Genomic DNA, 22,196 nt, shown 5'->3' with positions numbered 1-22,196 from the left:
TAAGCGATTATTCTTGGGTTACAGTTGCGGTATTGCCATCACCTAGTTGAGTGATAACAACTGTGCTGTTAGAGCCAATCATTGAGCCTTCAACAAGGTTTGCGTTGCCGTCTTGTACAACGACCAGTGAGTTACCCTCACCGCCTAGCAAGAATGCACTTTCACCGATACCTACAACAAAGTTTTCTGAGCCTGTTTGGCTAATATCAACAGAGTTGTTGCTACCTTCCATAATCAGGTCGATGGCATTGAGTTCACCAACTTGTGTGAAAGCAACTTGGTTGTTGTTGCTATCAAGCACGCTTGCGAATGTTAGTGCCGCTTCGTTAAGGTCACCCAGCTGATTAACTGCAATGTCATTATCGTTTGAAGAGAGTGAGTCGTCTGGGTATGAAGACTGAACTAGTACAGTGTTTTCATTGCCGCCTTGAGCAATATCAACGTTGTTGTCGCTACCATTGAAGTTAGCAACGTGAGCACTGTTTGCGTCACCAATTTGGTTAGCAACAAACTCATTGCTATCGCCAATAGCACCTAAGTACACATCATTACCGTTACCATTTTGAAATGCAGTGAGTTCGTTGTCGTTGCCAATAGCATCTAAGCCAGCGGTATTGCTGTCATGCTTTTGATTGACCAATAATGTATTGCCATCACCAACAATCACGCCTGACTCAAAGCTGTTGCTGTTGCCTTCTTGATCAGACTTAACCTCGTTGTCATTGCCTGTGATTTCTGCAACTAATGCGCTGTTAGAGTCACCATCTTGCTCAAACTCAACTTCGTTATAATCACCATGCAGCGAAGTAAGCTCAGCGCTGTTGAAGAAACCTGTTTGGTCAATAGTAATTTCATTGCCGTTGCCAATTACTTCATCAGAGGTAAACGCATTGAAAACACCCTCTTGCATTACTTCGATGCTGTTGTCATCACCTCTAATTACATTGAACGTTGCTTCATTTAGTAAGCCGCTTTGCTCTGCGCTGATTGTGTTGCTGTTACCCTGTAAATCAAAGTTGTAGAACCAATGGCCACCATCACCTTGCGTTACAGTTGCGCTATTTTCATCACCAACCATGACGTTGATAGCTTCGTTGTTAACACCAAAGAATCCTGCACCTTCTTGCTCAACGCGAATAGCATTGCCAACACCAACGGTTTCAGACAATGCGCCATTCATGGTGCCGTTTTGGCTGTGCGAAACAGTATTATCGTCACCTGTGTTGTAGATAAGAGATAAGTTAGATGTTTGTGCTTGACTTACTTCAACCATGTTGCCATCACCTACACTGACAGTTTCTGCACGATGACCTGTACCTTGTTGAGCAATAACCGCATCGTTACCAACACCGGTAACCGATACTTGATCTAGGGTAATTGAGTTTGATACACCCAGTGTTGAAACTTGGCTTGCAAGCTCAGTGCTAGATTGTGTTTTATCATCTCTGTTTGCACTTGCTGCAAAGCTTGAACCTAACGCAATAGTAATTGCACAGGTAAGTAGAGACTTTCTTAACTTCATGATTATTTCCTTTAAATTATTATTAATCAAAGCTCTAAAATTATTATTTTCTCTTTTAGAACCATGTACCAGCATGCCTTGCCGGGTTAATTTATGTGATATTTAACTGTTAGCTAACAATCAGAAGTGAATGAAGCAACTTTGTTAGTTGTGACTCTGAGGTCGTACAAATAACAAGAAAATTACTTTAGACAGATTTGGAATAATATAAAATCATCAGTTTTTGTGGTTTTTATAAATTACTTATTTTCAATTAGTTATGTGTGTTTGTTTAGGTTTTAGTATGGGTTTTGATTTAAAAGCAGTAAAAAAGTTGGGGAAATATTAATGGATCATTAAGGGTTCTTTTTTCACAAAAAAGTGTGAATTGGACGTATTTTTATTGATTCAATCAGCAAAAAAGTATGGATTTAAACTTAGCATCATTTTTTTTCTTGCCTGTTATCTGCAATTTGCCATTTATGAACTATGCCACGTGATATTCATCATTCAGAAGTAATGAGCTTTGGTGGTCGGATCATAGTGATTCGATCAGTTCAACAAATTATGGATAGTAAATATGAAAACTAAATTATCTGTATTAAGCCTAGCCTTATTACCATGTTTAGGTGCTGCACAAATCAGCACACCAGCAAAAACAACCGTCGTTGGTGCAAGTGAAGACTCTGTACTTGTTATGTATAAAAAAGGCACCTCTGCTGCAATGCGTGCCCATGCTCGTAGCTTAGTTAAAGCCACCATCAGCGATATCAACAAAGATGGTGTCGATGATAACTATTCAGCCATTTTGTCTGGCCGTTTAGCTAAATTTAAAATTGCAGGTATGAGCAGCAAAGAAGCTATCAAGCGTCTACAAAACCATGCTGCTATTGAATATGTAGAGCCTGACTACCGTGTATCGATTGCCAGTGTACCTAATGATCCTGATTTTTCTTCGTTGTGGGGTTTACACAACGAAGGTCAAACAGGTGGTGTCGCCGATGCTGACATTGATGCAGTTGAAGCATGGTCAATCTCAACCGGTAGCCGCGAAGTTGTTGTTGGTGTAATTGATACCGGTGTTGATTACAGCCACGAAGATTTAGCTGATAACGCATGGATCAACCCTGGCGAAATTCCGGGTGATGGTATCGATAATGACGGTAATGGTTACATCGATGACGTGCACGGTATTAATGCGATTACCGACTCAGGTGATCCAATGGATGACCAAGGCCATGGTACTCACGTATCGGGCACAATAGGTGCGTCAGGTAACAATGGCACCGGTGTTGTTGGTGTGAACCATGAGGTATCAATTGCGGGCTGTAAGTTCTTAAGTGCAGATGGTACAGGTTCAACTTCTGATGCAATTAAGTGTATCGATTATATGGTTGATCTTAAAAACCAAGGCGTAAATGTACGTGTTTTAAATAACAGCTGGGGTGGCGGTGGCTTTAGCCAAGCACTGGCAGATGCTATTACGGCAAGTGAACAAGCCGATATTCTATTTGTAGCAGCAGCGGGTAACGATGCGGTTGATAACGATCAAAACCCTCATTATCCGTCTAACTACGAGCATGACAGCGTATTATCAGTTGCCAGTACTGACAACAGAGATAACATGTCGAGCTTTTCACAATGGGGTTTAACAAGTGTTGATTTAGGCGCACCAGGTAGTGCAATTTTATCAACGATACCGGGCAATGGTTACGCTAGCTATTCTGGTACATCAATGGCAACACCGCATGTTGCTGGTGCAGCTGCATTAGTGCTTTCGATCAACCCTGATTTATCAGCGCTTGAACTTAAAGAGTTGCTAATGAATAGCGGCGACCAAAATGAAGCGCTGCAAGGCAAAACAGTGTCTGGCAATCGCTTAAATGTGAATCAAGCACTTGAGCAAGCAGATCCAACTCCAAGCTTCAAAATCTCAGTGTCGCCAAGTTCACAGCAAATTACTGCTGGTGAAACTGCAACATATACCTTTGAAATTGGTTCAATCGCCCAGTGGGATGGTGTCGTTAGCCTAGCACTTCAAGCTGATTTAGCGGGCGCAACACTATCGCAAACAGAAGCTGTACCTGGAGATGTAGTTACACTAACGGTGCCAACACAAGAAGCAACAGCATGGGGCAGTTATAGTTTTGTTGTTGATGCAACATCAGGTGAGTTAGCTAAACAAAGCAGTGCGTCACTGTTTGTTAACCCTGTTGGCTTAAATGACTTTACTTTCTCAAATGAAACACCAGTGTCTATTCCTGATAACAATGACACGGGTATTGATTCGGTGATTACTGTAGCTGATGAACTTACTGTGTTCTCAACGGATGCAAGTATTGATATTACTCATACTTACATTGGTGATTTAATCGTCACATTAACGTCGCCGCAAGGAACAACTGCAACACTTCACAGCCAATCTGGCGGTGGTGCTGATGATCTAGTACAAAGCTACTCGCTGGCTAACTTTAATGGCGAAGTTGCGACAGGTGATTGGGTACTCAATGTCAAAGATGTACTGTCTGCTGATACCGGTACTTTAAACAGCTGGTCACTGACGTTTAGCGCTATTGGTGAAGTGAGCTCGCAGCCTCCACAAGCTGGCTTTGCATTTGAAACATCAGGTTTAGATGTCACTTTCACTAATACCAGCACAGATAGCAATGACGATATTGTTGCTTGGGCGTGGGATTTTGGTGACGGTGCTTCATCAACAGATGCTGATCCTATGCATACTTACGCACAAGCAGGCAGCTATGAAGTGACGCTAACTGCGACAGATAGCGAAGGTCAAACAGATACGTTCACGCAAACGGTTGTGGTATCTGATGTTGAAATTGAGCTATCGGTTAAACGTGCTAACAAAACACGTTTAGGTACTATGCGTGTTGATTTAAGCTGGCAAACTGTGGCTGATCAAGTAAGCATCTACCGTAATGGTGAACTACTTGAAACAGTAGCTGATCGTGGTTTCTATCGCGATGTAGAGCGTAAAGCTGAGTTACCAAGCTATGAATATCAAGTTTGTGTATCTGATACTGTTTGTTCTAACCCAGTGACAGTGTCCTTCGACTAACATTGTTTCACTGCTCAAAGCCCAGTTTCCCCACTGGGCTTTTTTTATTTGTATTACAAAATGAAGTTTTCGCTAAAACTGTGTATAATTTGCGCCCTTTAAATATCTGTTCACGTGTCGTATTAATGTGGGGTTGTGAGTGAAAGCATTGCTGAAACAGCATGGTGTAATTTTTATTCTTCTAAGTATGCTAACCGGGTTAATGGGGGCATTTGTTAACCCATTGATGAGCTTATTCATTGTCGAAGGGTTGCAAACACCGCCCGTGTATTTAGGTGTTTATATGGTGGCGGTCACCATTACTGGGTTAGTTATTAGTCAGTGGTTAGGTGGCATGGCTGATCAAGGCACCAGTGCGCGAAAGTTATTTATGGTGGCTGTATCAGGTATGGTGTGTGCGTTAGTGACCTTTGCGAATGCCACTGCATTTTGGCAAGTATTGCTCGCAGGCGTGTTGTTTCTTGCGATGGGCAATGCGGCAATTCCGCAAATGATGACCGTGGCAAGACAATGGGCTGGGCGTCAACAGAACATCGACATTACCAGTTTTAATTCCCGTTTACGTGCTGCTATTTCCTTTGCTTGGGTCGGCGGCCCGCCGCTTGGTTATTTATTAGCCGCTGGAGGCGAGTTTAGCCGCTCGTTTTACTTTGCTGCGGTGTGTGCCTTGGTTGCACTTATCTTTGCATTTAAGTTTATTCCTGACTACAGCGCTCAAAAATCGCAAAATGGCAGAGAGCCTGCAGCCGCAACGAGTTTATCATTTTGGTTGCTGGGCTTAGCTATTATGCTTGGTTCAACGGGTAATATTATGTATTCATCGGCACTGCCGCTTTATAGCATTACAGAACTAGGGTTTGCTGAACATACACCCGGGCTGTTTATGGGGGTAGTGGCACTGTTAGAAATTCCTATCATGCTGTATGGGGCAAAGCTTGCTAAAAAATACAATAAAGTTGCGATGCTTGCAGTGGCATTTTGTTGTGCAATTGTATTTTATTTAGGGGTGTTTTTTGCCAGCCAAGTATGGCACTTAATCGCGTTGCAAGTTTTAAATGGGCTATTTTACGGTATTTTTGCGGGCATTGGCTTAACCGTCTTACAAGATCAGCTTCCCGAGCGAATAGGGTTTACCTCAGCGTTTTATACGAACGCCATTAAACTGGGTGTTATGTGCGGGGCAGGGGCAGCAGGGGTTGTTGCACAGTTTTATAGTTTTAGGTTTGCAACCCTTGGCTCTATGCTAGCTGCAAGTTTAGCCCTTGGCTGCTTAATGTTGTTTAGCTATGTAAAGCGCCAAGAGCAGCAAGGAGCTGTTATGCCAGTACTGCAAGAAGGCCTAGTTGAATAACTAGCTTAAATAGATAAAAAACCGAGCATCGTAGCTCGGTTTTTTGATTATGAGTAACTAATCATTAGCTATTAGCCATTAGCGATTTGATCTAGTAAATGCATGACTCGTTCACTGGCTGCTTCCATCTTATTAATGTGATTAATCGCTGCGTCTTTATTGCCAGTTTGCAGCATGACTAACGCTTCAACACCATTGCGATGAACTTCACGATGTGGCTCTTCTAATTGACGATAAGCATTGTGTTGTTTGAAGCCATTTGATTGCTCTGAATTATACCATTTACCTAATCGGCACATGGTGTGATCTGAAAAGTCATCAATCGACTTATTACTTGTGCCATTGGCAACTGAGTAAACTTCACCTTTCCAAACAATATGATCTAGTTTTACGGTTTGCACAAATGAGCGTGTAGCTGCATTAATAATGGTTTCTTTCATTGAGCTACAGTGATTCATGATAGAACCATAGTCATTGTTTAGCGTATCAAAACTGGTTGAAAGCTGAGTGTTATTTTGCTGGATATCTTCAACAGAGGTCACCGTTTCGCCAGTTTTATTGATGATCTCTTTTACTAGATCAGATACTTCTTGGGCTGATTTATTGGTGTTGGTTGCAAGTGTACGAACTTCGTCGGCAACAACGCTAAACCCACGACCTGCCTCGCCAGCACGGGCAGCTTCGATTGCGGCATTTAGCGCAAGTAAGTTGGTTTGATCAGAGATTTTAGAGATGGTTGATACAAAGGTGTTGATGCTATCGGCCATATCAGACAGACCCGTAATGTTACTGGTCATGCTGCCCATTTTGCCTGCCATACTCGCCATTTCACTGACAATATGTTGCAGGGCATTATTTGAGTCGTTTAATAGTTGGCTTATTTGTAAAGTAACTTGGCTTTCTTCTTCGATAACAAGGTATGAGTCGAGTACAGTTTGGCGTACCCCCTCAATTTGCGTGATACATTCAATCGAACTATTCAATAAGTTGGCAAGGAACAGTTGGTCTGCATCATCAGCTTGCTGATGTAATTTTGCTTCTAAGCGTTCGTTTTCGTCACGTAATACGTGATTGTCGGCTTTAAGTGCCTCAACTTCAGCTAATAGCGCGTTGTATTGATCTTGGAGTAAAGAGTGGCTTTTGCTAGAGACAAACATGTATGTTCCTAATTTATATGGTTAATACCTACCCATGCTGATTATAGATCAAAGTATTAACTTATTATCAGTGTTTTTTATTAGAATGGTGGTAATTACGACTATTTAATTAAGTGTAGTAGAAAAGCTGGTTATTAAAGCCGAAAAAGCCCAGTAAAAACTGGGCTAAAACGAGGGAGGAGAGTTAAAAGAAAGAATATTTTAAAGTAAGCGACGTTGTACGGCCGTTAATAGTACGGGCACGGATAATGTCGTTATCAGGTACTGAGCCTTCTTCTGCTTCGGTGATACCTACGGTGTCGAACAGGTTGTTCACGTTAAGCGATAGACTTAAGTTTTCAGATAGATTGTAACTTACAAAACCATTCACTTGTGTGTAGCCATCAAACTCAAGGTCGTTACTGTCTTGTGCGTAAGCATCTGTTGTACCAATAAAGCTCAGACCAGCAGCACCTTTGTCAAAGTTGTAAGTTGCCATTAATGAGTAAATAAGGTCAGCTTGACGACGAGGTGTATTACCGACTAACTCTGGTGATAACGCATCTTTAGCAATTTCTGCGTCTGTCCAAGTAAAGTTACCACGGAAATCCCAATCACCTACGTAGTAGGTTGATTCAACCTCAATACCTTTTGCTTCGTACTCGCGGTCGAAGAATTTTTGTGATGTTGCTTCGAAGTTTTGCTCTTCAGTTTCTGCGTAGAATGCTGTTGCAAATACTGATAGCGAATCAAAACGTTTTTTCACACCGATTTCGTATTGGTTTACTTCATCAATTGCATCGGCTTCGGCAACCGAACCATCTGCTTCAACTTTACCGAATAGTAAGCGGTCTGCATTTGCGCGGCCGCCTTTACTTAAACGGGCAAAAGTCGCAAAGCTTGGATCAATTTGGTAGTTTGCACCAATTGAGTATGAGCTGTAGTGCCAGTCGTAGTTAACAATGCTTGGGTTAGCGTTATCAATACCAACAACATTTTGTTCAGGAATTGAGATGGTACCGTCGCCATTCATATCAATTGTTGATGTTACTGCACCTGCGTAGTTACCACGCGCTTCACCTGAATCATAGCGAGCACTTGCATCAATGCTTAAATCGCCAAACTTAGTGGCTAAGTTAATGTAAGGTGCGCGAGTTTCGTACTCTGTATCGTAGTTACGTTGACAGCAGTTACCCCAGTAAGGTGTACCATAAGCGTACAAGCCATTATCTGAATAGCTGTCGCCATTCGAAGCGTAAACGTCAAGTAATGCAGCGTTGTCGCCTTTTAGCTCCATAACATATGAGTTCCAAAGCCACGACATATCAATCGATTGGCTTGATGCAAAGTAACCAAAGGTAACGCTAGTTTCATCAGAGAACGACTTAGTTAACTTAAGATCATTAACAATTGAACCCATGTCATTTAGCGTTACATCGAATGTGTGAATACGCATTGCTAAATCGTCATCGCCGTAAGCTTCGCCTGCTGAGCCACCATTTGCATAAACAAGCGATGCACCATCACCAGCAATACTAGAAGCGATAGAGCTTGCAGATGCGACTTCAGCTGGAATAAGAGAAATAAAGTTACCGCTTACTGATGATGTTCTAAAGCGGTTTTCGATGCGCCAGTCGTTCTCTAAATCAAATGCTGCTTCAAAACCCACTGAGGTAACAACTGGGTTCATACCGTCGGTCATATCGCCTGTGCTGATTTGGTTATCACCATTTAAACGTAGAGTTTGTGTGAAAAGCGCTGAATGCGGCGTATCTGATTGTGCATCGAAACCTGGGATTGAATCACCATCTGAGTACATAGGCATAGGTAGGTAACCTACGCTCTTATCATCGAGGTGTTTAAAGTAAACACGAACATAACCAGCATCAAATTCTTTGGTTAGGTTTGCCTTAATTTGGCCACCTTTATTTGATGTATATCCGGTTTCACGTGGGCCTTCACCTTGGCGAACAAAGCCACCAATGTGATAGCGCACACTGTCGTTTAGGTAAGTACCATACTCAAAGTCTGTACGAATTGAATCATAATCAAGGCCTACCGTGGTCGATACACTGCCTGATTCGTTCTCACCCGTTTTTGAAATAAAGTTGATGATACCACCTGGGGCATCACTTGCTGCTGTTGATGCTGAGCCACCACGGATTGATTCAACACTTTGCACTGTTGAATCTAAGCGCATGAAAATGTCTGCATTACCAAAGGCAATATCGCCAAACTGCATTACAGGTAAGCCATCTTCTTGTAGTTGCAAGAATTTAGCACCGCCCGATGCAACCGGTAAACCACGTACCGCGATATTTGCGTTACCTTCACCACCAGTTGATTCTGAACGAACACCCGGGATTGTTCTAAATGCTTCTGCAGTAGAACGAGGTGTTGATACTTCAATTTCAGCTAATGTAACACTGCTAACCGATGAGCTTGATGCCATGATGGTTGTTCGGCGTGGTACACCGGTTACAACGATAGTTTCAAGGCCGCTTTTTTTAGCCTCAGGTTGTGCTTGCTCTTCTGCGTGTAAGTTTTGGCTTACTGCTAATGCAAGCGCGCTTAATGTATAAAGGGCATGTTTGTGTGTTGTCATAATGTGCCTCGTCTCAATCCCAGATGGTTTGTTGTCTAAATTGCTATCTTAATCGATTAAGTAAAGATAACAATAATTTTACACAGTGCAAGTCTTTTTAGCGAAAAACTTGCACAATTTATGTTCGATAATTGATTTTTAACGATTTTTATTTAGTGGCTTAATGCACTGTGCTGCGCTAAAGCTTGCTCAGCAGGGTTTCGTAAGTAGTTATATAGCATGGCTAAAAACAGTATACATGCGAAACCTGTTGCGAGATAAAAGCCGTAACGAATGTGGCCAAAGTAGTCACTGATCACACCCATTAATAATGGGCCTGCTGCCGCAGAAAGGGCAGTAAAAAACAAAATAACCCCAGCAACTGCACCGTGCTGTTGCACCGCAAAGCAAGAAATACCTTTTGAGTTTAAGGTTGGGTAGATCATCGACATGAATAGCCCTGATAAAGGGAGTAAGAATACCGCCCAGTCAACACCACCGAAGATTAAGCCTAAATAACACAGTGCAATTCCTAAGCTTAAATACAGCATTGCTGCTTGCCAGCTGAAGTGGTTCAGCAGCCACACCGCTAAGAAACGCCCAGCAGCGCGTAATATGAAAAATAAAGTCAGTGCATAGGTTGCCAGTAATTGCCAAGGGCCGTTGTAATCGCCAAGTAGAGTAGGCATCCACACGTAAATAGCCACTTCGGTTGCAACATAAAGGGCAATCGCTAATGAAAAACCCAGTGCATATGGGTTTTTCATCATACTCATGGTGGTTGCAAGAGAGGCCGGTTTTGCGTGTTCTTCAAGCTTTTTAGGTTTAGGGTAATCTGCACGCCAAGCAATTAAGGTTAAAATTAAGCATAAAACCCCAGCGATAACGTAAAGGTAGGTCCAGCTTACCTGTTGGGTGATTAAAAAGCTGACAAGTGCAGGGCCTACAATGGCGCCAACACCAAAAAAGCCTTCGACCAAATTCATGGTTTTTGTGTGCTCTAAATTGTTTTTAGAAATATCACCTAACAGCGCCAAAGCACCGGTTTTAAATAACCCAATTGCAAGACCAATACAGCTAAGCAGCACTACAAATATACTAAAACTACTGCTAACGGCGAACAGAAAACAACAAATGGTGAATATGCCGAGTCCCAGCATGATGGTTTGCTTGCGACCAAAACTGTCGGCAAGAAATCCTAAAAATAGGCCGCTGAATGCAATAAGTGCCATAGGTGCATAATGGAAAGCACTGGCTTGGGTCATGCTTAAATTAAATTCTTCGATAAGCTCAGGAATGATCATACCAACCGCATCAGAGGTCATCGCAAACATAAAAAACATCATGTATGTCAGCCATCTAATGGTTTGCAAAGGATCGTGTGTTCTATTCATTGTTGTATCCCCACCGAAAGGTCTGCGCCTTTACTATGTATATTAGTGTATAAAAACTATAAAAACTGCTTGAATAATTTGCTGTCGTGGTTAAAGATATATCTTAATCGATTAAGTTTCAACTTGGTATTAACAATTATGATCAACAATAAAGTGCAATTAATCACCTACGCAGACCGTATTACTGGTCAAGGTATTGATGAATTAAGTAATTTATTAAATGGCCCACTTAACAATGTGTTTGCAGGTGTACATTTGTTGCCATTTTATAATCCGATTGATGGCAGTGATGCTGGCTTTGATCCTATTGATCATAGTGAAGTAGACTCGCGTCTTGGTGGCTGGGACGATATTAACGTGCTTGGTGCAAACTATGACCTTATGGCTGACTTAATTGTTAACCACGTTTCAGCACAATCTTTCCAATTTAAAGATGTACTCGCTAAAGGCAAGCAATCTGAATTTTGGGATTTATTTTTAACTAAAGACGATGTATTCCCAAATGGCATGTCTGAGGTTGAGCAACAAGCGATTTACCGTCCGCGTCCGGGTAGCTGCTTTACACCTATTGCGTGTGGTGATGGCCAAACCTATGATTTTTGGACTACATTTACCGATAACCAAATTGATATTAATGTGAAATCAACAGCGGGTATCGAGTATTTAAATACGGTGCTTGGCAAGTTTGCTGATAATAATGTCAACATTATTCGTTTAGATGCGGCAGGCTATGCGATTAAAGAAGCTGGCACAAACTGCTTTATGTTGGATGAAACATTTGAGTATTTAAATAAGCTTTCGGCACAAGCTAATGAAGCGGGTATGGAAACCATTGCCGAGATCCACAGCCATTTCCAGACTCAGGTTGAAGTAGCAAAGCGTGTAAATATGGTTTATGACTTTGCTTTACCACCCCTTATTTTACACAGCTTGTTTAGCAATGATGCGCAAGCTTTACTGAATTGGTTAACTATTTCGCCGCGAAACTGTTTAACGGTACTCGATACCCATGATGGCATTGGCATCATTGACGCAGGCCCAATGGGTGATAAACCGGGTCTATTAAACGCAGCGCAAATTGATAACTTGGTTGAAACCATTCACGAAAAGAGTGAAGGGCAAAGCCGCTTAGCAACTGGTGCAGCAGCAAGTAATGTCGATTTATATCAAGTTAACTGCACATATTACAATGCATTGGGCGCAGATGACTTTGATTACTTATTAGCGCGTGCGATTCAGTTCTTCGCGCCAGGTATTCCACAAGTTTATTATGGTGGCCTGTTCGCTTGTGAAAACGATATGGAATTATTAGCTCGCACCAATGTAGGTCGTGATATCAATCGCCCTTATTTAAATGCGCAAGACATTGATGCTGCGCTTGCTAAACCTGTGGTGAAAGGTTTAATCAAGCTAATTCAATTACGTAATGAGCACCCAGCATTTAACGGTGAGTTTATTGCGAAAGGTGAAGGCAGTGTGTGTCGTTTAAGCTGGCATGATGATACCAGCTCAATCGAGTTAAAAGTTGACTTTGCTAGCCGCGAAGTGATCATTGTCGATCACCGAGACGGCGAACAAAGCATTGTTAATTTGGCTGACTTTTTAGCTTAACTACTTTGACCCAATTGCAGTTGATAGTCGATTTCGGCTGTTTGCTGCTCTTTCGATAGAAACAAGGTCGCAGCAATGCGGCCTTTTTCTTCGCTATTTTGATGGACAGTTGTGAGTTTTGGCACAAATCGTTGGCCTTCATCTATGCCATCAAAACCAACAATTCTGACATCTTCAGGAATCGATAAGCCCATTTTTAATGCTTCGCGCATGGCGGCAAGGGCGATTAAATCACTCATGCACAACAGTACGTTTGGTCTTGGTGTGCTGCTAAGCGCTTCTTTGGCGGCAATGCTGGCATAGCGCTCGCTGCTTTCAGGAATATTCCATGTTCTATCATCACCCAGGGTGATGTCAGCATCGCTGATTGCTTGGTGATAACCACGCAGCCGTTGATGAGCAATCGACTGGCCGGCTTCAAATTCATGATGTTCGTATACTCGGCATAATACGTCGTTATCGAGTAAGCGCAGGCCTAAAATAGCAACCCGATCATCATTTTTTTGTAGTGCATGCTTGGCAATATCGAAACTGGCTTGTTGGTTATTTACGTTTACAGAGGCATCACGACCGATGTTAAAATCAACCGTTACCACATGTTTGGCAACCTGTTTTAACTGTTCAACAAGTTGTTTATTGCGTGGGCGACCATAACAAATAAAGCCATCAACAAAATCGACTACGCTATTTAGGTTATCGTTGTTACCTGAAAATAATAAAAGATTAATGCCATTTTTTTCGAGCACCGCCGATACACCGCGCATAAAGCTGCTAGCAACCGGATCTGAGACCATATATTCCACGCTGTCTGGTAGCACTAGGGCAACAATATTAAAGGTGCCTCGGCGTAATGATTGCGCCGCCTTGTTTGGGCCATAATAGCCGAGCTTTTTACAGGCCGCCAAAATTTCTTCGCGGCGTGCTTTCGATAATTGATCAGGACGATTAAACGCATTTGATACGGTGGCATTTGAAACGCCTAACTCTTTGGCAATACTTTTTAGCGTCCAAGTTTTTGGCTTTGTCATTGTAGGTTCTTAATCGATTTACTTAATGGTAAATTACCATATAAAGAGTCGAAAAAAAGTGTTTTTAGTCATAAAAATAGGCGTACCATAAAAGAATGAGTACGAGTGTGAGAAAAAGGCGAATAGTGAGTGATTTCTAAGTTACCAAAATGGGTTGAGATTGGCGCATTTATTTTGGCGCTGGTGGCTGGGTGTGTGAATGCGGTTGGTTTACTTAGCTTTGAGCATCAAGCGGTATCCCATTTATCAGGAACTGCAACCTTGCTTGGCGCAGACCTCATGCATGGCAATAGCCTTGATGCTTTACATTTATTAGGTGTATTACTGTCATTTTTAGTTGGGTCTGGTATTGCTGGGTTCTTGTTGCATAGTTCAGCACTTAAACTAGGTCGTCATTACGACACGGCATTATTGATTGAAGCAGGGCTTTTACTGGGCGCACTTTGGTTATTGTTTAATGGCTCGGGTTACGGGCACTTTTTGGCCTCTGCGGCATGTGGTTTACAAAACGCCTTAGCAACAACTTACAGTGGTGCAATTGTTCGTACCACCCATGTAACGGGTATCTTCACTGATTTAGGTATTATGTTTGGTCGCGTTTTACGTGGCGAGGCACTTGATAAACGTAAGGCTAAACTGTTCGGCCTAATCATTTTAGGGTTTATTTTTGGCGGCTTAGCAGGGGCATGGTTATTTGCAAAAATGAGCTTTGCGGCGCTTTATGTGCCTAGTGCTATTTGTATTTTACTTGCCTTGACCTATCGTGTTTATTCTCATCGCAAACCAGAACTTAATGGTTAGCGATACTTTTAGGTGTTGCGCCAAAGGCTTGTTTAAATACACGGCTAAAATGGCTTGGGTTATTAAAGCCTAATTGGTAACAAACTTGGCTAATCGCCTCGCCTTTTTCGAGCAATTTATACGCTTTTTGTAAGCGTAATTGTTGTTGCCAAAGAGCGGGCGTAACACCAAAGGCTAACTTAAATTGCTGATAAAATTTACTGCGGCTCATACAGGCTATCTTACATAACACATCAATATCAATATTCTCAGCAAGGTGCTGTTCTATATAACTTACTACATGGCTTAATGGGGTTGCGAGCTTGCCTTGCTTACAACTTGCTATCATTAAGTCTCGGCTTTGCTGCTGTAACAGACGGGTTATGAGTTCATTGAGTGATAGATCAATTAAGTAATCGCGGTGTTGCTCATTTTCGCTAAACAGGGTGATCATGCGCTCCAGCAGTTGTTGAGTTTGCAGGTTATGCTGTGCGTGCACTAACTTGGCTTGATATTGAAAAAAGTCATCTTGGGTAATTTTCTGGTTAAAATTAAGAGCATCAACTACTTGGCTTATTTTGTCGGTACTGATTTCAATCGCTAAACAGGTTGTTGGTTGATTAAGAGATGCATTGGGAAAATCGATTAGCACCCCTTGCTCTGGGGCAAGTACAAATGACTGGTTTGGTAAAAACTCTTCATGATAATCACTGTCGGCGACATGCATGATTTTTTTACCGCTGATCATGCCGCAAAATAATAATTCAGTGGAATGTAACGCCACTTTTTGGGCATCTAAATAGGTGTCGTAAATACTTAATTCAGCATGTTCGCCCGCAAAACTGACTTTATTTTCAATAAGCACATCAATACGTTGTCGTTTTTTATCTAAACTTCTATTGCTAACTGATGTGTTCATTGTTGCCTCGCTGTCGTCCTAAATTCTGGACAAATAGTCAAAAAGTCTGGACTAGGAATCAAGTGTGTTTTCAGTAACTGAGCTAACTTCAATTGTTAGCGGTTCATTAAACAATAACCTACCGCATGATTTAGTCAATGCTAAATAAAACACAACAATTTGAAGAGAGAACACATTATGATTTATGAAAATCCAGGTAGTGAAGGCGCAAAAGTTAACTTTAAAGCGCAGTATGAGAATTATATTGGTGGCCAATGGGTTGCCCCTGTAAAAGGAGAATACTTTGAAAACATTAGCCCAGTAAACGGTAAAGTGTTTTGTAAAGTACCTCGTTCATCAAAAGAAGATATCGAACTGGCACTTGATAAAGCCCACGATGCAAAAGCGGCATGGGGAACAACGTCGGTCACCGAGCGTAGCAATATCTTATTAAAAATTGCCGATCGTATTGAACAAAACCTAGAAATGCTGGCAGTGGCCGAAACCTGGGATAACGGTAAAGCAATTCGTGAAACACTTGCGGCAGATGTGCCACTCGCGGCTGATCACTTTCGCTATTTCGCAGGTTGTGTACGCGCGCAAGAAGGTTCAATCGGTGAGATAGACGAAACCACGGTGGCTTATCATTTTCATGAGCCACTAGGTGTAGTAGGGCAAATTATTCCTTGGAACTTTCCATTGTTGATGGCTGCATGGAAACTTGCACCAGCCCTTGCTGCGGGTAACTGTATTGTTTTAAAACCAGCTGAACAAACGCCAGCATCTATATTAGTGCTACTTGAAGTGATTGGTGACTTATTGCCTGCAGGTGTTCTAAATGTGGTAAACGGCTATGGTAAAGAAGCGGGCGAAGCGCTGGCAACCAGTACTCGAATCGCGAAGATTGCCTTTACTGGTTCAACGCCAGTGGGTTCACATATCTTAAAATGTGCTGCTGATAATATTATTCCTTCGACGGTCGAGCTAGGTGGTAAATCGCCAAATATCTTCTTCAACGATGTAATGGAAAAAGACGATGAATTTTTGAGTAAAGCGATTGAAGGAGCCGTACTTGCGTACTTTAACCAAGGTGAAGTGTGTACGTGTCCATCGCGTTTATTTATTCAAGAAGATATTTACGAGCAATTTATTGAGCGTGTTCTTGCTCGAACTTTACAAATTAAACGGGGTAACCCACTTGATACTGAAACCATGGTGGGTGCTCAAGCATCACAAGCTCAGTTTGATAAGATTCTAAGCTACATCGAAATTGGTAAAAAAGAAGGGGCCGAAGTCCTCGCTGGCGGCGAAGTGGAGCAACTGTCTGATGAGTTTAACGGCGGTTACTACATTCAACCTACACTATTAAAAGGCACTAACGACATGCGCGTGTTCCAAGAAGAGATTTTTGGGCCGGTAATTTCAATGTCGACTTTTAAAGATGAAGACGAAGCATTAGCCCTTGCTAATAGCTCAGAATTTGGTTTAGGTGCTGGTGTGTGGAGTCGAAACATGAACCGTGCTTATCACTTTGGTCGTAAGATTGAAGCGGGCCGTGTTTGGACTAACTGCTACCATATGTACCCAGCACACGCTGCGTTTGGCGGCTATAAAAAGTCAGGTATAGGCCGCGAAACACATAAACTTGCCCTTGATCATTACCAACAAACTAAAAACCTATTAGTAAGTTACAGTGAGAATCCACTGGGCTTCTTTTAAAAGCAATTTCTTATTGTTGTCGAAACTACCCAAACGCCACATCTAGTGGCGTTTTTATTTTATAGCGGGCATAAAAAAGCCCGGCGAACACACAAGCCAGGCTTTTCGACAACAATTTGGTTGAGTCACCGCAAGTGCAATGACTCGGAATAAAAAAGCTTAGAGAACACAAAAACTAAGCTTTTGACAACAATTTGGTTGAGTCACCGCGTGTGCAATGACTCGGAATAAAAAAGCTTAGAGAACACACAAACTAAGCTTTTGACAACAATTTGGTTGAGTCACCGCAAGTGCAATGACTCGGAATAAAAAAGCTTAGAGAACACACAAACTAAGCTTTTGACAACAATTTGGTTGAGTCACCGCAAGTGCAGTAACTCGGAATAAAAAAGCTTAGAGAACACACAAGCTAAGCTTTTGACAACAATTTGGTTGAGTTACCGCGTGTGCAGTAACTCGGTATATAAAAAGCCCAGAGAACACACAAGCTAGACTTTTTGTGACAACAATTCGGTTAGCGCAAACACTCTCAATGGTGTGAAGCTGTTTAGCGTAAAAGCGCTGATGGGTTAACTTTAGAGTAATCCTTCTAAACCGACAAACGATTAAAATAAACCTGATAGATGAATTTTTTTAATCTATTAGCATGTGAATTGTTTTTTATTGCCACAACAATGCCTTAGTGATTAAATAGGGTGTTTTTTAAACATAATAACTATTTAAAATGGATTTTTATGAAACGCTTGACGCTTTACTCATCACTCATCTTTACAGCTCTAAACTTTAGTTTTGGTGTGAACTTATCTCGCGCCGATGAGGGCAGTACAGTCACTCACTCTGAAATTAATTGGTCTGAACTTGCTATAAAAGATGTTGATGCGGCTTATCAGTTGTCGGTTATCAATCACCCAGGGATGCATGATGTACGTAACCCAGGTTTTGCAAAACAGCTCGAAAAAGCAAAGCAAGAAGGCTTAAAGCTGGCTGTAAAAGCGCATAGTTCACAAGGTTTTGCTGCGGCTATTGCACGTTTTAGAACTGTTCTACAAGATGGTCATGCTGGAGCGGTTGATACTCTACCTAGAGAACTAAAGCCACAAAGAAGTTGGCCGGGCTTTTCAACAGTTTGGCGGGGTGATGCGTTGAAAGTGTATTACAGTGAATTAGATACGGTTGCCAAAGGCGATAAGCTCGTAAGCTGTGATAATACTGCAATTAATACTTTGCTCGTTGAGCGTGTTTTTCGCTATTACGGCGAAGTAGAACAACCCGGTAGTTGGTGGAACCATGGCTGGCGACTAACGGTTGATGATGGAAACCCGTTTTTGTCGCCACTTGAAAGCTGCACGTTTGAAAAAGCCGACGGCTCTACTTACAGCTTAAAGTTAAACTGGCGTATTAGGCCTGATAGTGTCAAAGAAAAACTTAAAAATGCTTACAACGGCGATAAGTTACCAATTGAGCTCAATTGGCCTTTAGAGGATATTGCTTGGATCAGCATGCCAACTTATGCACCCAATGAGCAGCAGCAAGCAGATTATCAAACAATGCTGAGCGCCATTGAACAGCAACATAGTAAGTTAATGCAAGCTAAAGCTGTGGTGCTTGATCTTCGCCATAATCAAGGTGGCTCATCAATGTGGAGTGAACAAATAGCCTCAGCACTTTGGGGCAGTGAACAGTTTAAATATGGTCGCTATGAGTTACACAAAAATACCCAAGTGTGGTGGCGAACTTCTAAAGGTAATACTGACTATTTTGGCGATGTAGTCGCAAGCTATGATAAAGCTAGCCCTTGGCATCAATGGTTAAAGACAACCCACAAAAGTATGCAAGCTGCTTATGAAAAGGGTGAACAATTTTATGTCGAGATAGTCTCAGCAGAGCAACAAGCAATGCCAAAAAGCGCCAGTCAGTTTACTACACCTGTTTAAGTGATTGTGCCAGGACAATGTGCCAGTGCTTGTTTAGATGCGCTGGATAGTTTTAAGCTTTTTGCAAACACACAATTAGTTGGCGCACCAAGTAGTACAGACTCTACCTACATGGAAGTGAGGCTCGAAACCTTACCTTCAGGCTTTGCTAAAGTGATTCTGCCGATAAAGGTCTATGTAAATAGACCCAGAAAAAAAGGCTTTTACTATCAACCTGATATTAAATTCAATGAACTTGAATGGACCACACAAGCGCTTGTTAAAATGATTGCTGAGTTGTAATTCAGCAGTATCTTTAGCAAAGCGTTTGGTAGACCCCTGAGGGGAGTTGAAGTGTTGACCTTACGTGAAGAAGAGCAACACTTTTTAAATTAAATTGTATATTAACAAGCTAATTCTGTAGCAGGCTCTTCTGCTAACCAGTTTAGAGCCGCCGTTTTTGACTTAAATACACTCATTACCATGCCGGCTCGTTTATACAAATTGCAGTAGGTATCACTCAACAAGCTACCGCCTTCAAGCCCTTCTTTTATCACTAAGGCTGTTTTGGCTGGCGCAATACCTTTACGTCGAAGCTCAACAAAATACACCATTAGTTTTTCAAGTGCCCCGGGGGTTGCCATGCATGAATTTTCAAACTCAACCAATTCAAACCATTGACCATAATCAGCGCTGAGTTTGTTGATGTAATCTTTTTGCATAAAAGAGTGCGCGTCAATAATCTCTTCGTTGAAAGGCCCTGTGGCAGTAGTTAAAAGCACATGCTCACGTTGATAAAACTCTACGAGACCATGGGGTTTAAAATCTTTGAATGGATAATGATTGGTTGATACTTTTTTATGCATCCGTTCAATCCCTGAATATTTATTGAGCTATTGATGATAGCAGTGAAATAAATTAATTCAATCTTTAGGTTTAATTGGTCGTTAAAATAATAACAAAAGTATTAGTTTGGATTACCAAGTAGACCCCGCCTGAATGTAAATTGCATTCTGCTCAGGGCCATGGGCTACATCTAAGCCAATACTAATACCGTAATGTTCATCAATTAAATAGCGAAAGCCTGCACCTACAGTATCTATGGTTTCAGCTTTCGATAAGTCAGAAAAGTTATCGGCTGCCCAGCCCATACCAGTAAACACATTGAGCTTTATTTTGTGAGTGATTTTATAGCTCGCTTCTGCTTCGGTAACAAATACATCAAGGCCTTGATAGCGAGTTGCAGACACACCGCGAAGGCTAATACTTGGCGGAATATAAACCGGTAAGCGTTTTTCACCACGGTTGTTAACTGAGTCATACTGCATGCGCAGAGCAAAGTTGAATTTATCGGTGTAACGCCAGTAATTTAAGGCGGTAAGCTTTAAGCTCGTGTAATCAACTTTACTGCCAATAGCCTCATCATAATATAAATATTCGGCCTTATAATTAAAACCGCGCTCAGGGTTAAGGGGGTTATCTCGGCTATCGTATTCTATTAATGGACCAATACCTGACGTATTTACATCAAGTGAAAGGTGGTCCTTGATTATATTGTTTTCGAGCAGAAAATCTTCGATAGGGTTTTCGGCTAAGCTTATTTCTACTTTACGATAAATCTGTTTAAAGCCGTAAAAGAAGTTACTGTCGTCATAGCGTAACTTAAGGTTTTGAAACACCGCTGGGCCTTCAATATTCAACGATAATGGTGTGAGTAGCTTGATCTCGTCGAAGGTATAAAAATCAAGGTTTATACTCGCCCAGCCAACAATCCCTTGATAGCGAATTCGGTCTTCATCCCAAAAGGTAATGTGGCCAACAGCACCGCCTTTGGTACCATTTTTAGTGCCCATCAGGCCCACTAAACTAATGCTTTGTGGTAAGGTAGAGCCTTCTTTTTTCTTCTTTTTGGCCTTCTTTTCGTTATCATGAAAAAAAAGGCCAACAACACCAAGCCCAGGCCCTACAGCTGGCTCTGTAATAAAAGTCGGTATGGGTAAAAATGAAATGGGCTCATCAACTTTTTGCTGTTGATTACTTAACTGCTGCTCTGCAGGTTTTATTGCATATTCATCGTAACTTGATGCAAAACTTTGCGTGCTTAGCAAACTTGCTGTAAGCATATTTATTAGTACAACTTTTTTCACTTAATCCCTTACCTTGTTGTTTCTTGATATTTCAAATTTTAATTTATAGCTGATAATTAAATTCGAGACGATGATCGCCATCCATAAAATCAACGTTTTCATTCCAGTTTGCGAAATAGCGTAGATTCATACGCGGGTTAATTTGGTAACTTGCTGCAAATTCATGAGTCAAAATATGGCTTTGGTTTAGACCGTAGTAGTGGTCTTTATAGTTATCGCTACCGCCGATAGTTGTTAGCCAAAATGGATTGTAGTTAAGCCAAATTTTATCGTTAATAGTAATTTTTGCATACATACCCACTAAACCATAGGCTCCCATAATGGAATAACCACTGTCACGACTACCATCATCTTCTAACGTATTTTCACCGAGCGATGCACCCACACCAGCTAACGGGTAAAAGGTAAAACGCCCCATAGGTTTTAGTGCTTTTATATAGCTATACGAAACATCCATACTTTCGTCAGCAACAAGGTTGGCATTTAGGTTATAGTTGGCATCAATCTGTGTTGCACTCATAGTGCTTAAGTCAACTGAGAAGTTTCGAAAGCGGAATGAGTCAATTGAATCTGTCGTTTTGCTATCGCTCTCCCAGCCTAGCGCATCGCCATATATGCCTTTTACTTCAAACACATTCATGCCGGCAGTTGTTGCTATGCCCGTATCGTATGCTTGGCCAACTTTGAAATTGAGCCCTTTATTTGTAGCGCCAACTCCTACTTGAGTATAAACGGCCAGAGGGTCTGACATGTCTTGTACTTCTTTTTGCTCAGCCGCATGGCTCGAAGCTGCAATCATAAGCGTTAGTAAAGAGGGGAATCGAAGAGAAGTCATGTGTTTTCCTTACACAAAAGTTTGAAAAATTAATGTTTTTTTAGTTTATATAAGTTGAAATTAGATACTTTTAGCTTAATAAATTCTCGACTTCAGCCTCTATCTAAAGAGGCATCAATTTATTCCTTTCTAAAATAAAAATAGCATAAAAATAGTGACAAATGCGAGAACAAAAATCGAACAAGCCTCAGTAAATAAAACGAGGCAATCAAAAAGCACT

Annotated in this window: 16 protein-coding genes; 7 read left to right on the top strand and 9 right to left on the bottom strand. The window is 41.6% G+C overall.

From position 1 onward, the window contains the following. Window positions 1–7 precede the first annotated feature (7 nt). A complete protein-coding gene (locus PASHI_RS12145) occupies window positions 8–1,522 on the bottom strand; it encodes an autotransporter outer membrane beta-barrel domain-containing protein (protein ID WP_062565802.1) in 1,515 nt (504 codons plus the stop codon). Between the two features lie 559 nt (window positions 1,523–2,081). On the opposite strand from PASHI_RS12145, the gene PASHI_RS12140 reads away from it, so the two are divergent. Together PASHI_RS12140 and PASHI_RS12135 are read left to right on the top strand one after the other, a co-directional pair. Beyond that, window positions 2,082–4,580: a S8 family serine peptidase gene (locus tag PASHI_RS12140; RefSeq protein WP_062565801.1), complete on the top strand. Its 2,499-nt coding sequence runs from the start codon at window positions 2,082–2,084 to the stop codon at window positions 4,578–4,580. Between the two features lie 139 nt (window positions 4,581–4,719). Further along, the gene (locus PASHI_RS12135) at window positions 4,720–5,931 is read left to right on the top strand and encodes a sugar efflux transporter (protein ID WP_240701538.1); all 1,212 of its coding nucleotides are present in this window, start codon (window positions 4,720–4,722) and stop codon (window positions 5,929–5,931) included. Between the two features lie 71 nt (window positions 5,932–6,002). Here PASHI_RS12135 and PASHI_RS12130 read toward each other — a convergent pair whose 3' ends face one another. From PASHI_RS12130 to PASHI_RS12120, 3 genes are all read right to left on the bottom strand, one after another. Beyond that, window positions 6,003–7,088, bottom strand: a complete 1,086-nt coding sequence (locus PASHI_RS12130) for a methyl-accepting chemotaxis protein (RefSeq protein ID WP_058584668.1) — start codon at window positions 7,086–7,088, stop codon at window positions 6,003–6,005. 184 nt (window positions 7,089–7,272) lie between these two features. Continuing rightward, window positions 7,273–9,672, bottom strand: coding sequence for a TonB-dependent siderophore receptor (locus tag PASHI_RS12125; RefSeq protein ID WP_062565800.1), 2,400 nt, complete (start codon window positions 9,670–9,672; stop codon window positions 7,273–7,275). Between the two features lie 152 nt (window positions 9,673–9,824). Then, window positions 9,825–11,045, bottom strand: a complete 1,221-nt coding sequence (locus PASHI_RS12120; RefSeq protein WP_062565799.1) for an MFS transporter — start codon at window positions 11,043–11,045, stop codon at window positions 9,825–9,827. Window positions 11,046–11,183: 138 nt separating this feature from the next. On the opposite strand from PASHI_RS12120, the gene gtfA reads away from it, so the two are divergent. Further along, on the top strand, window positions 11,184–12,656 hold the full coding sequence (gene gtfA, locus PASHI_RS12115) for a sucrose phosphorylase (RefSeq protein ID WP_062565798.1): 1,473 nt from the start codon (window positions 11,184–11,186) through the stop codon (window positions 12,654–12,656). Here the strand turns inward: gtfA and PASHI_RS12110 are convergent. Then, a complete protein-coding gene (locus PASHI_RS12110; protein ID WP_062565797.1) occupies window positions 12,653–13,684 on the bottom strand; it encodes a LacI family DNA-binding transcriptional regulator in 1,032 nt (343 codons plus the stop codon). The two genes, gtfA and PASHI_RS12110, sit on opposite strands and share 4 nt — an antisense overlap. Window positions 13,685–13,813: 129 nt before the next feature. Here PASHI_RS12110 and PASHI_RS12105 point away from each other — a divergent pair, with 129 nt between their 5' ends. Further along, window positions 13,814–14,485, top strand: coding sequence for a YoaK family protein (locus tag PASHI_RS12105; protein WP_062565796.1), 672 nt, complete (start codon window positions 13,814–13,816; stop codon window positions 14,483–14,485). Here PASHI_RS12105 and PASHI_RS12100 read toward each other — a convergent pair. Then, window positions 14,475–15,383 carry an AraC family transcriptional regulator gene (locus PASHI_RS12100; protein ID WP_062565795.1) on the bottom strand — a complete coding sequence of 303 codons (909 nt, stop codon included), beginning with the start codon at window positions 15,381–15,383 and terminating at the stop codon, window positions 14,475–14,477. The genes PASHI_RS12105 and PASHI_RS12100 overlap by 11 nt on opposite strands. Before the next feature lie 177 nt (window positions 15,384–15,560). Here PASHI_RS12100 and exaC point away from each other — a divergent pair, with 177 nt between their 5' ends. The 3 genes from exaC to PASHI_RS22015 all read left to right on the top strand — a co-directional run bounded on the left by exaC (window position 15,561) and on the right by PASHI_RS22015 (window position 19,297). Beyond that, window positions 15,561–17,081 (top strand): acetaldehyde dehydrogenase ExaC, encoded by a 1,521-nt coding sequence (gene exaC, locus PASHI_RS12095; RefSeq protein WP_062565794.1) that lies wholly within the window; start codon window positions 15,561–15,563, stop codon window positions 17,079–17,081. Between the two features lie 734 nt (window positions 17,082–17,815). Further along, complete coding sequence (locus PASHI_RS12090) at window positions 17,816–19,015, top strand: S41 family peptidase (RefSeq protein WP_062565793.1); 1,200 nt, start codon at window positions 17,816–17,818, stop codon at window positions 19,013–19,015. 6 nt (window positions 19,016–19,021) lie between these two features. Then, window positions 19,022–19,297 carry a hypothetical protein gene (locus PASHI_RS22015; protein WP_156426483.1) on the top strand — a complete coding sequence of 92 codons (276 nt, stop codon included), beginning with the start codon at window positions 19,022–19,024 and terminating at the stop codon, window positions 19,295–19,297. 101 nt (window positions 19,298–19,398) lie between these two features. On the opposite strand, the gene PASHI_RS12080 is transcribed toward PASHI_RS22015, so the two are convergent. From PASHI_RS12080 to PASHI_RS12070, 3 genes are all read right to left on the bottom strand, one after another. Further along, a complete protein-coding gene (locus tag PASHI_RS12080) occupies window positions 19,399–19,860 on the bottom strand; it encodes a hypothetical protein (RefSeq protein WP_058584677.1) in 462 nt (153 codons plus the stop codon). A 111-nt stretch (window positions 19,861–19,971) separates the two neighbouring features. Then, window positions 19,972–21,141, bottom strand: a complete 1,170-nt coding sequence (locus tag PASHI_RS12075; protein ID WP_240701537.1) for a BamA/TamA family outer membrane protein — start codon at window positions 21,139–21,141, stop codon at window positions 19,972–19,974. A 43-nt stretch (window positions 21,142–21,184) separates the two neighbouring features. Beyond that, a complete protein-coding gene (locus tag PASHI_RS12070; RefSeq protein ID WP_062565791.1) occupies window positions 21,185–21,976 on the bottom strand; it encodes a hypothetical protein in 792 nt (263 codons plus the stop codon). Window positions 21,977–22,196: the final 220 nt, after the last annotated feature.

The organism is Pseudoalteromonas shioyasakiensis (assembly GCF_001550135.1).
In the GTDB taxonomy this organism is placed as follows: Bacteria; Pseudomonadota; Gammaproteobacteria; order Enterobacterales; family Alteromonadaceae; genus Pseudoalteromonas; species Pseudoalteromonas shioyasakiensis.
This window is presented reverse-complemented; position numbering and strand designations above follow the sequence as displayed.

What these genes read in the sequence shown, in the direction of transcription:
- PASHI_RS12100 (WP_062565795.1), bottom strand. Translation starts at nt 15,383, where the DNA reads ATGAACACATCAGTTAGCAATAGAAGTTTAGATAAAAAACGACAACGT.
- PASHI_RS12140 (WP_062565801.1), top strand. Translation starts at nt 2,082, where the DNA reads ATGAAAACTAAATTATCTGTATTAAGCCTAGCCTTATTACCATGTTTA.
- PASHI_RS12070 (WP_062565791.1), bottom strand. Translation starts at nt 21,976, where the DNA reads ATGACTTCTCTTCGATTCCCCTCTTTACTAACGCTTATGATTGCAGCT.
- PASHI_RS12125 (WP_062565800.1), bottom strand. Translation starts at nt 9,672, where the DNA reads ATGACAACACACAAACATGCCCTTTATACATTAAGCGCGCTTGCATTA.
- PASHI_RS12080 (WP_058584677.1), bottom strand. Translation starts at nt 19,860, where the DNA reads ATGCATAAAAAAGTATCAACCAATCATTATCCATTCAAAGATTTTAAA.
- gtfA (WP_062565798.1), top strand. Translation starts at nt 11,184, where the DNA reads ATGATCAACAATAAAGTGCAATTAATCACCTACGCAGACCGTATTACT.
- PASHI_RS12120 (WP_062565799.1), bottom strand. Translation starts at nt 11,045, where the DNA reads ATGAATAGAACACACGATCCTTTGCAAACCATTAGATGGCTGACATAC.
- PASHI_RS12110 (WP_062565797.1), bottom strand. Translation starts at nt 13,684, where the DNA reads ATGACAAAGCCAAAAACTTGGACGCTAAAAAGTATTGCCAAAGAGTTA.
- PASHI_RS12130 (WP_058584668.1), bottom strand. Translation starts at nt 7,088, where the DNA reads ATGTTTGTCTCTAGCAAAAGCCACTCTTTACTCCAAGATCAATACAAC.
- PASHI_RS12145 (WP_062565802.1), bottom strand. Translation starts at nt 1,522, where the DNA reads ATGAAGTTAAGAAAGTCTCTACTTACCTGTGCAATTACTATTGCGTTA.
- exaC (WP_062565794.1), top strand. Translation starts at nt 15,561, where the DNA reads ATGATTTATGAAAATCCAGGTAGTGAAGGCGCAAAAGTTAACTTTAAA.
- PASHI_RS12090 (WP_062565793.1), top strand. Translation starts at nt 17,816, where the DNA reads ATGAAACGCTTGACGCTTTACTCATCACTCATCTTTACAGCTCTAAAC.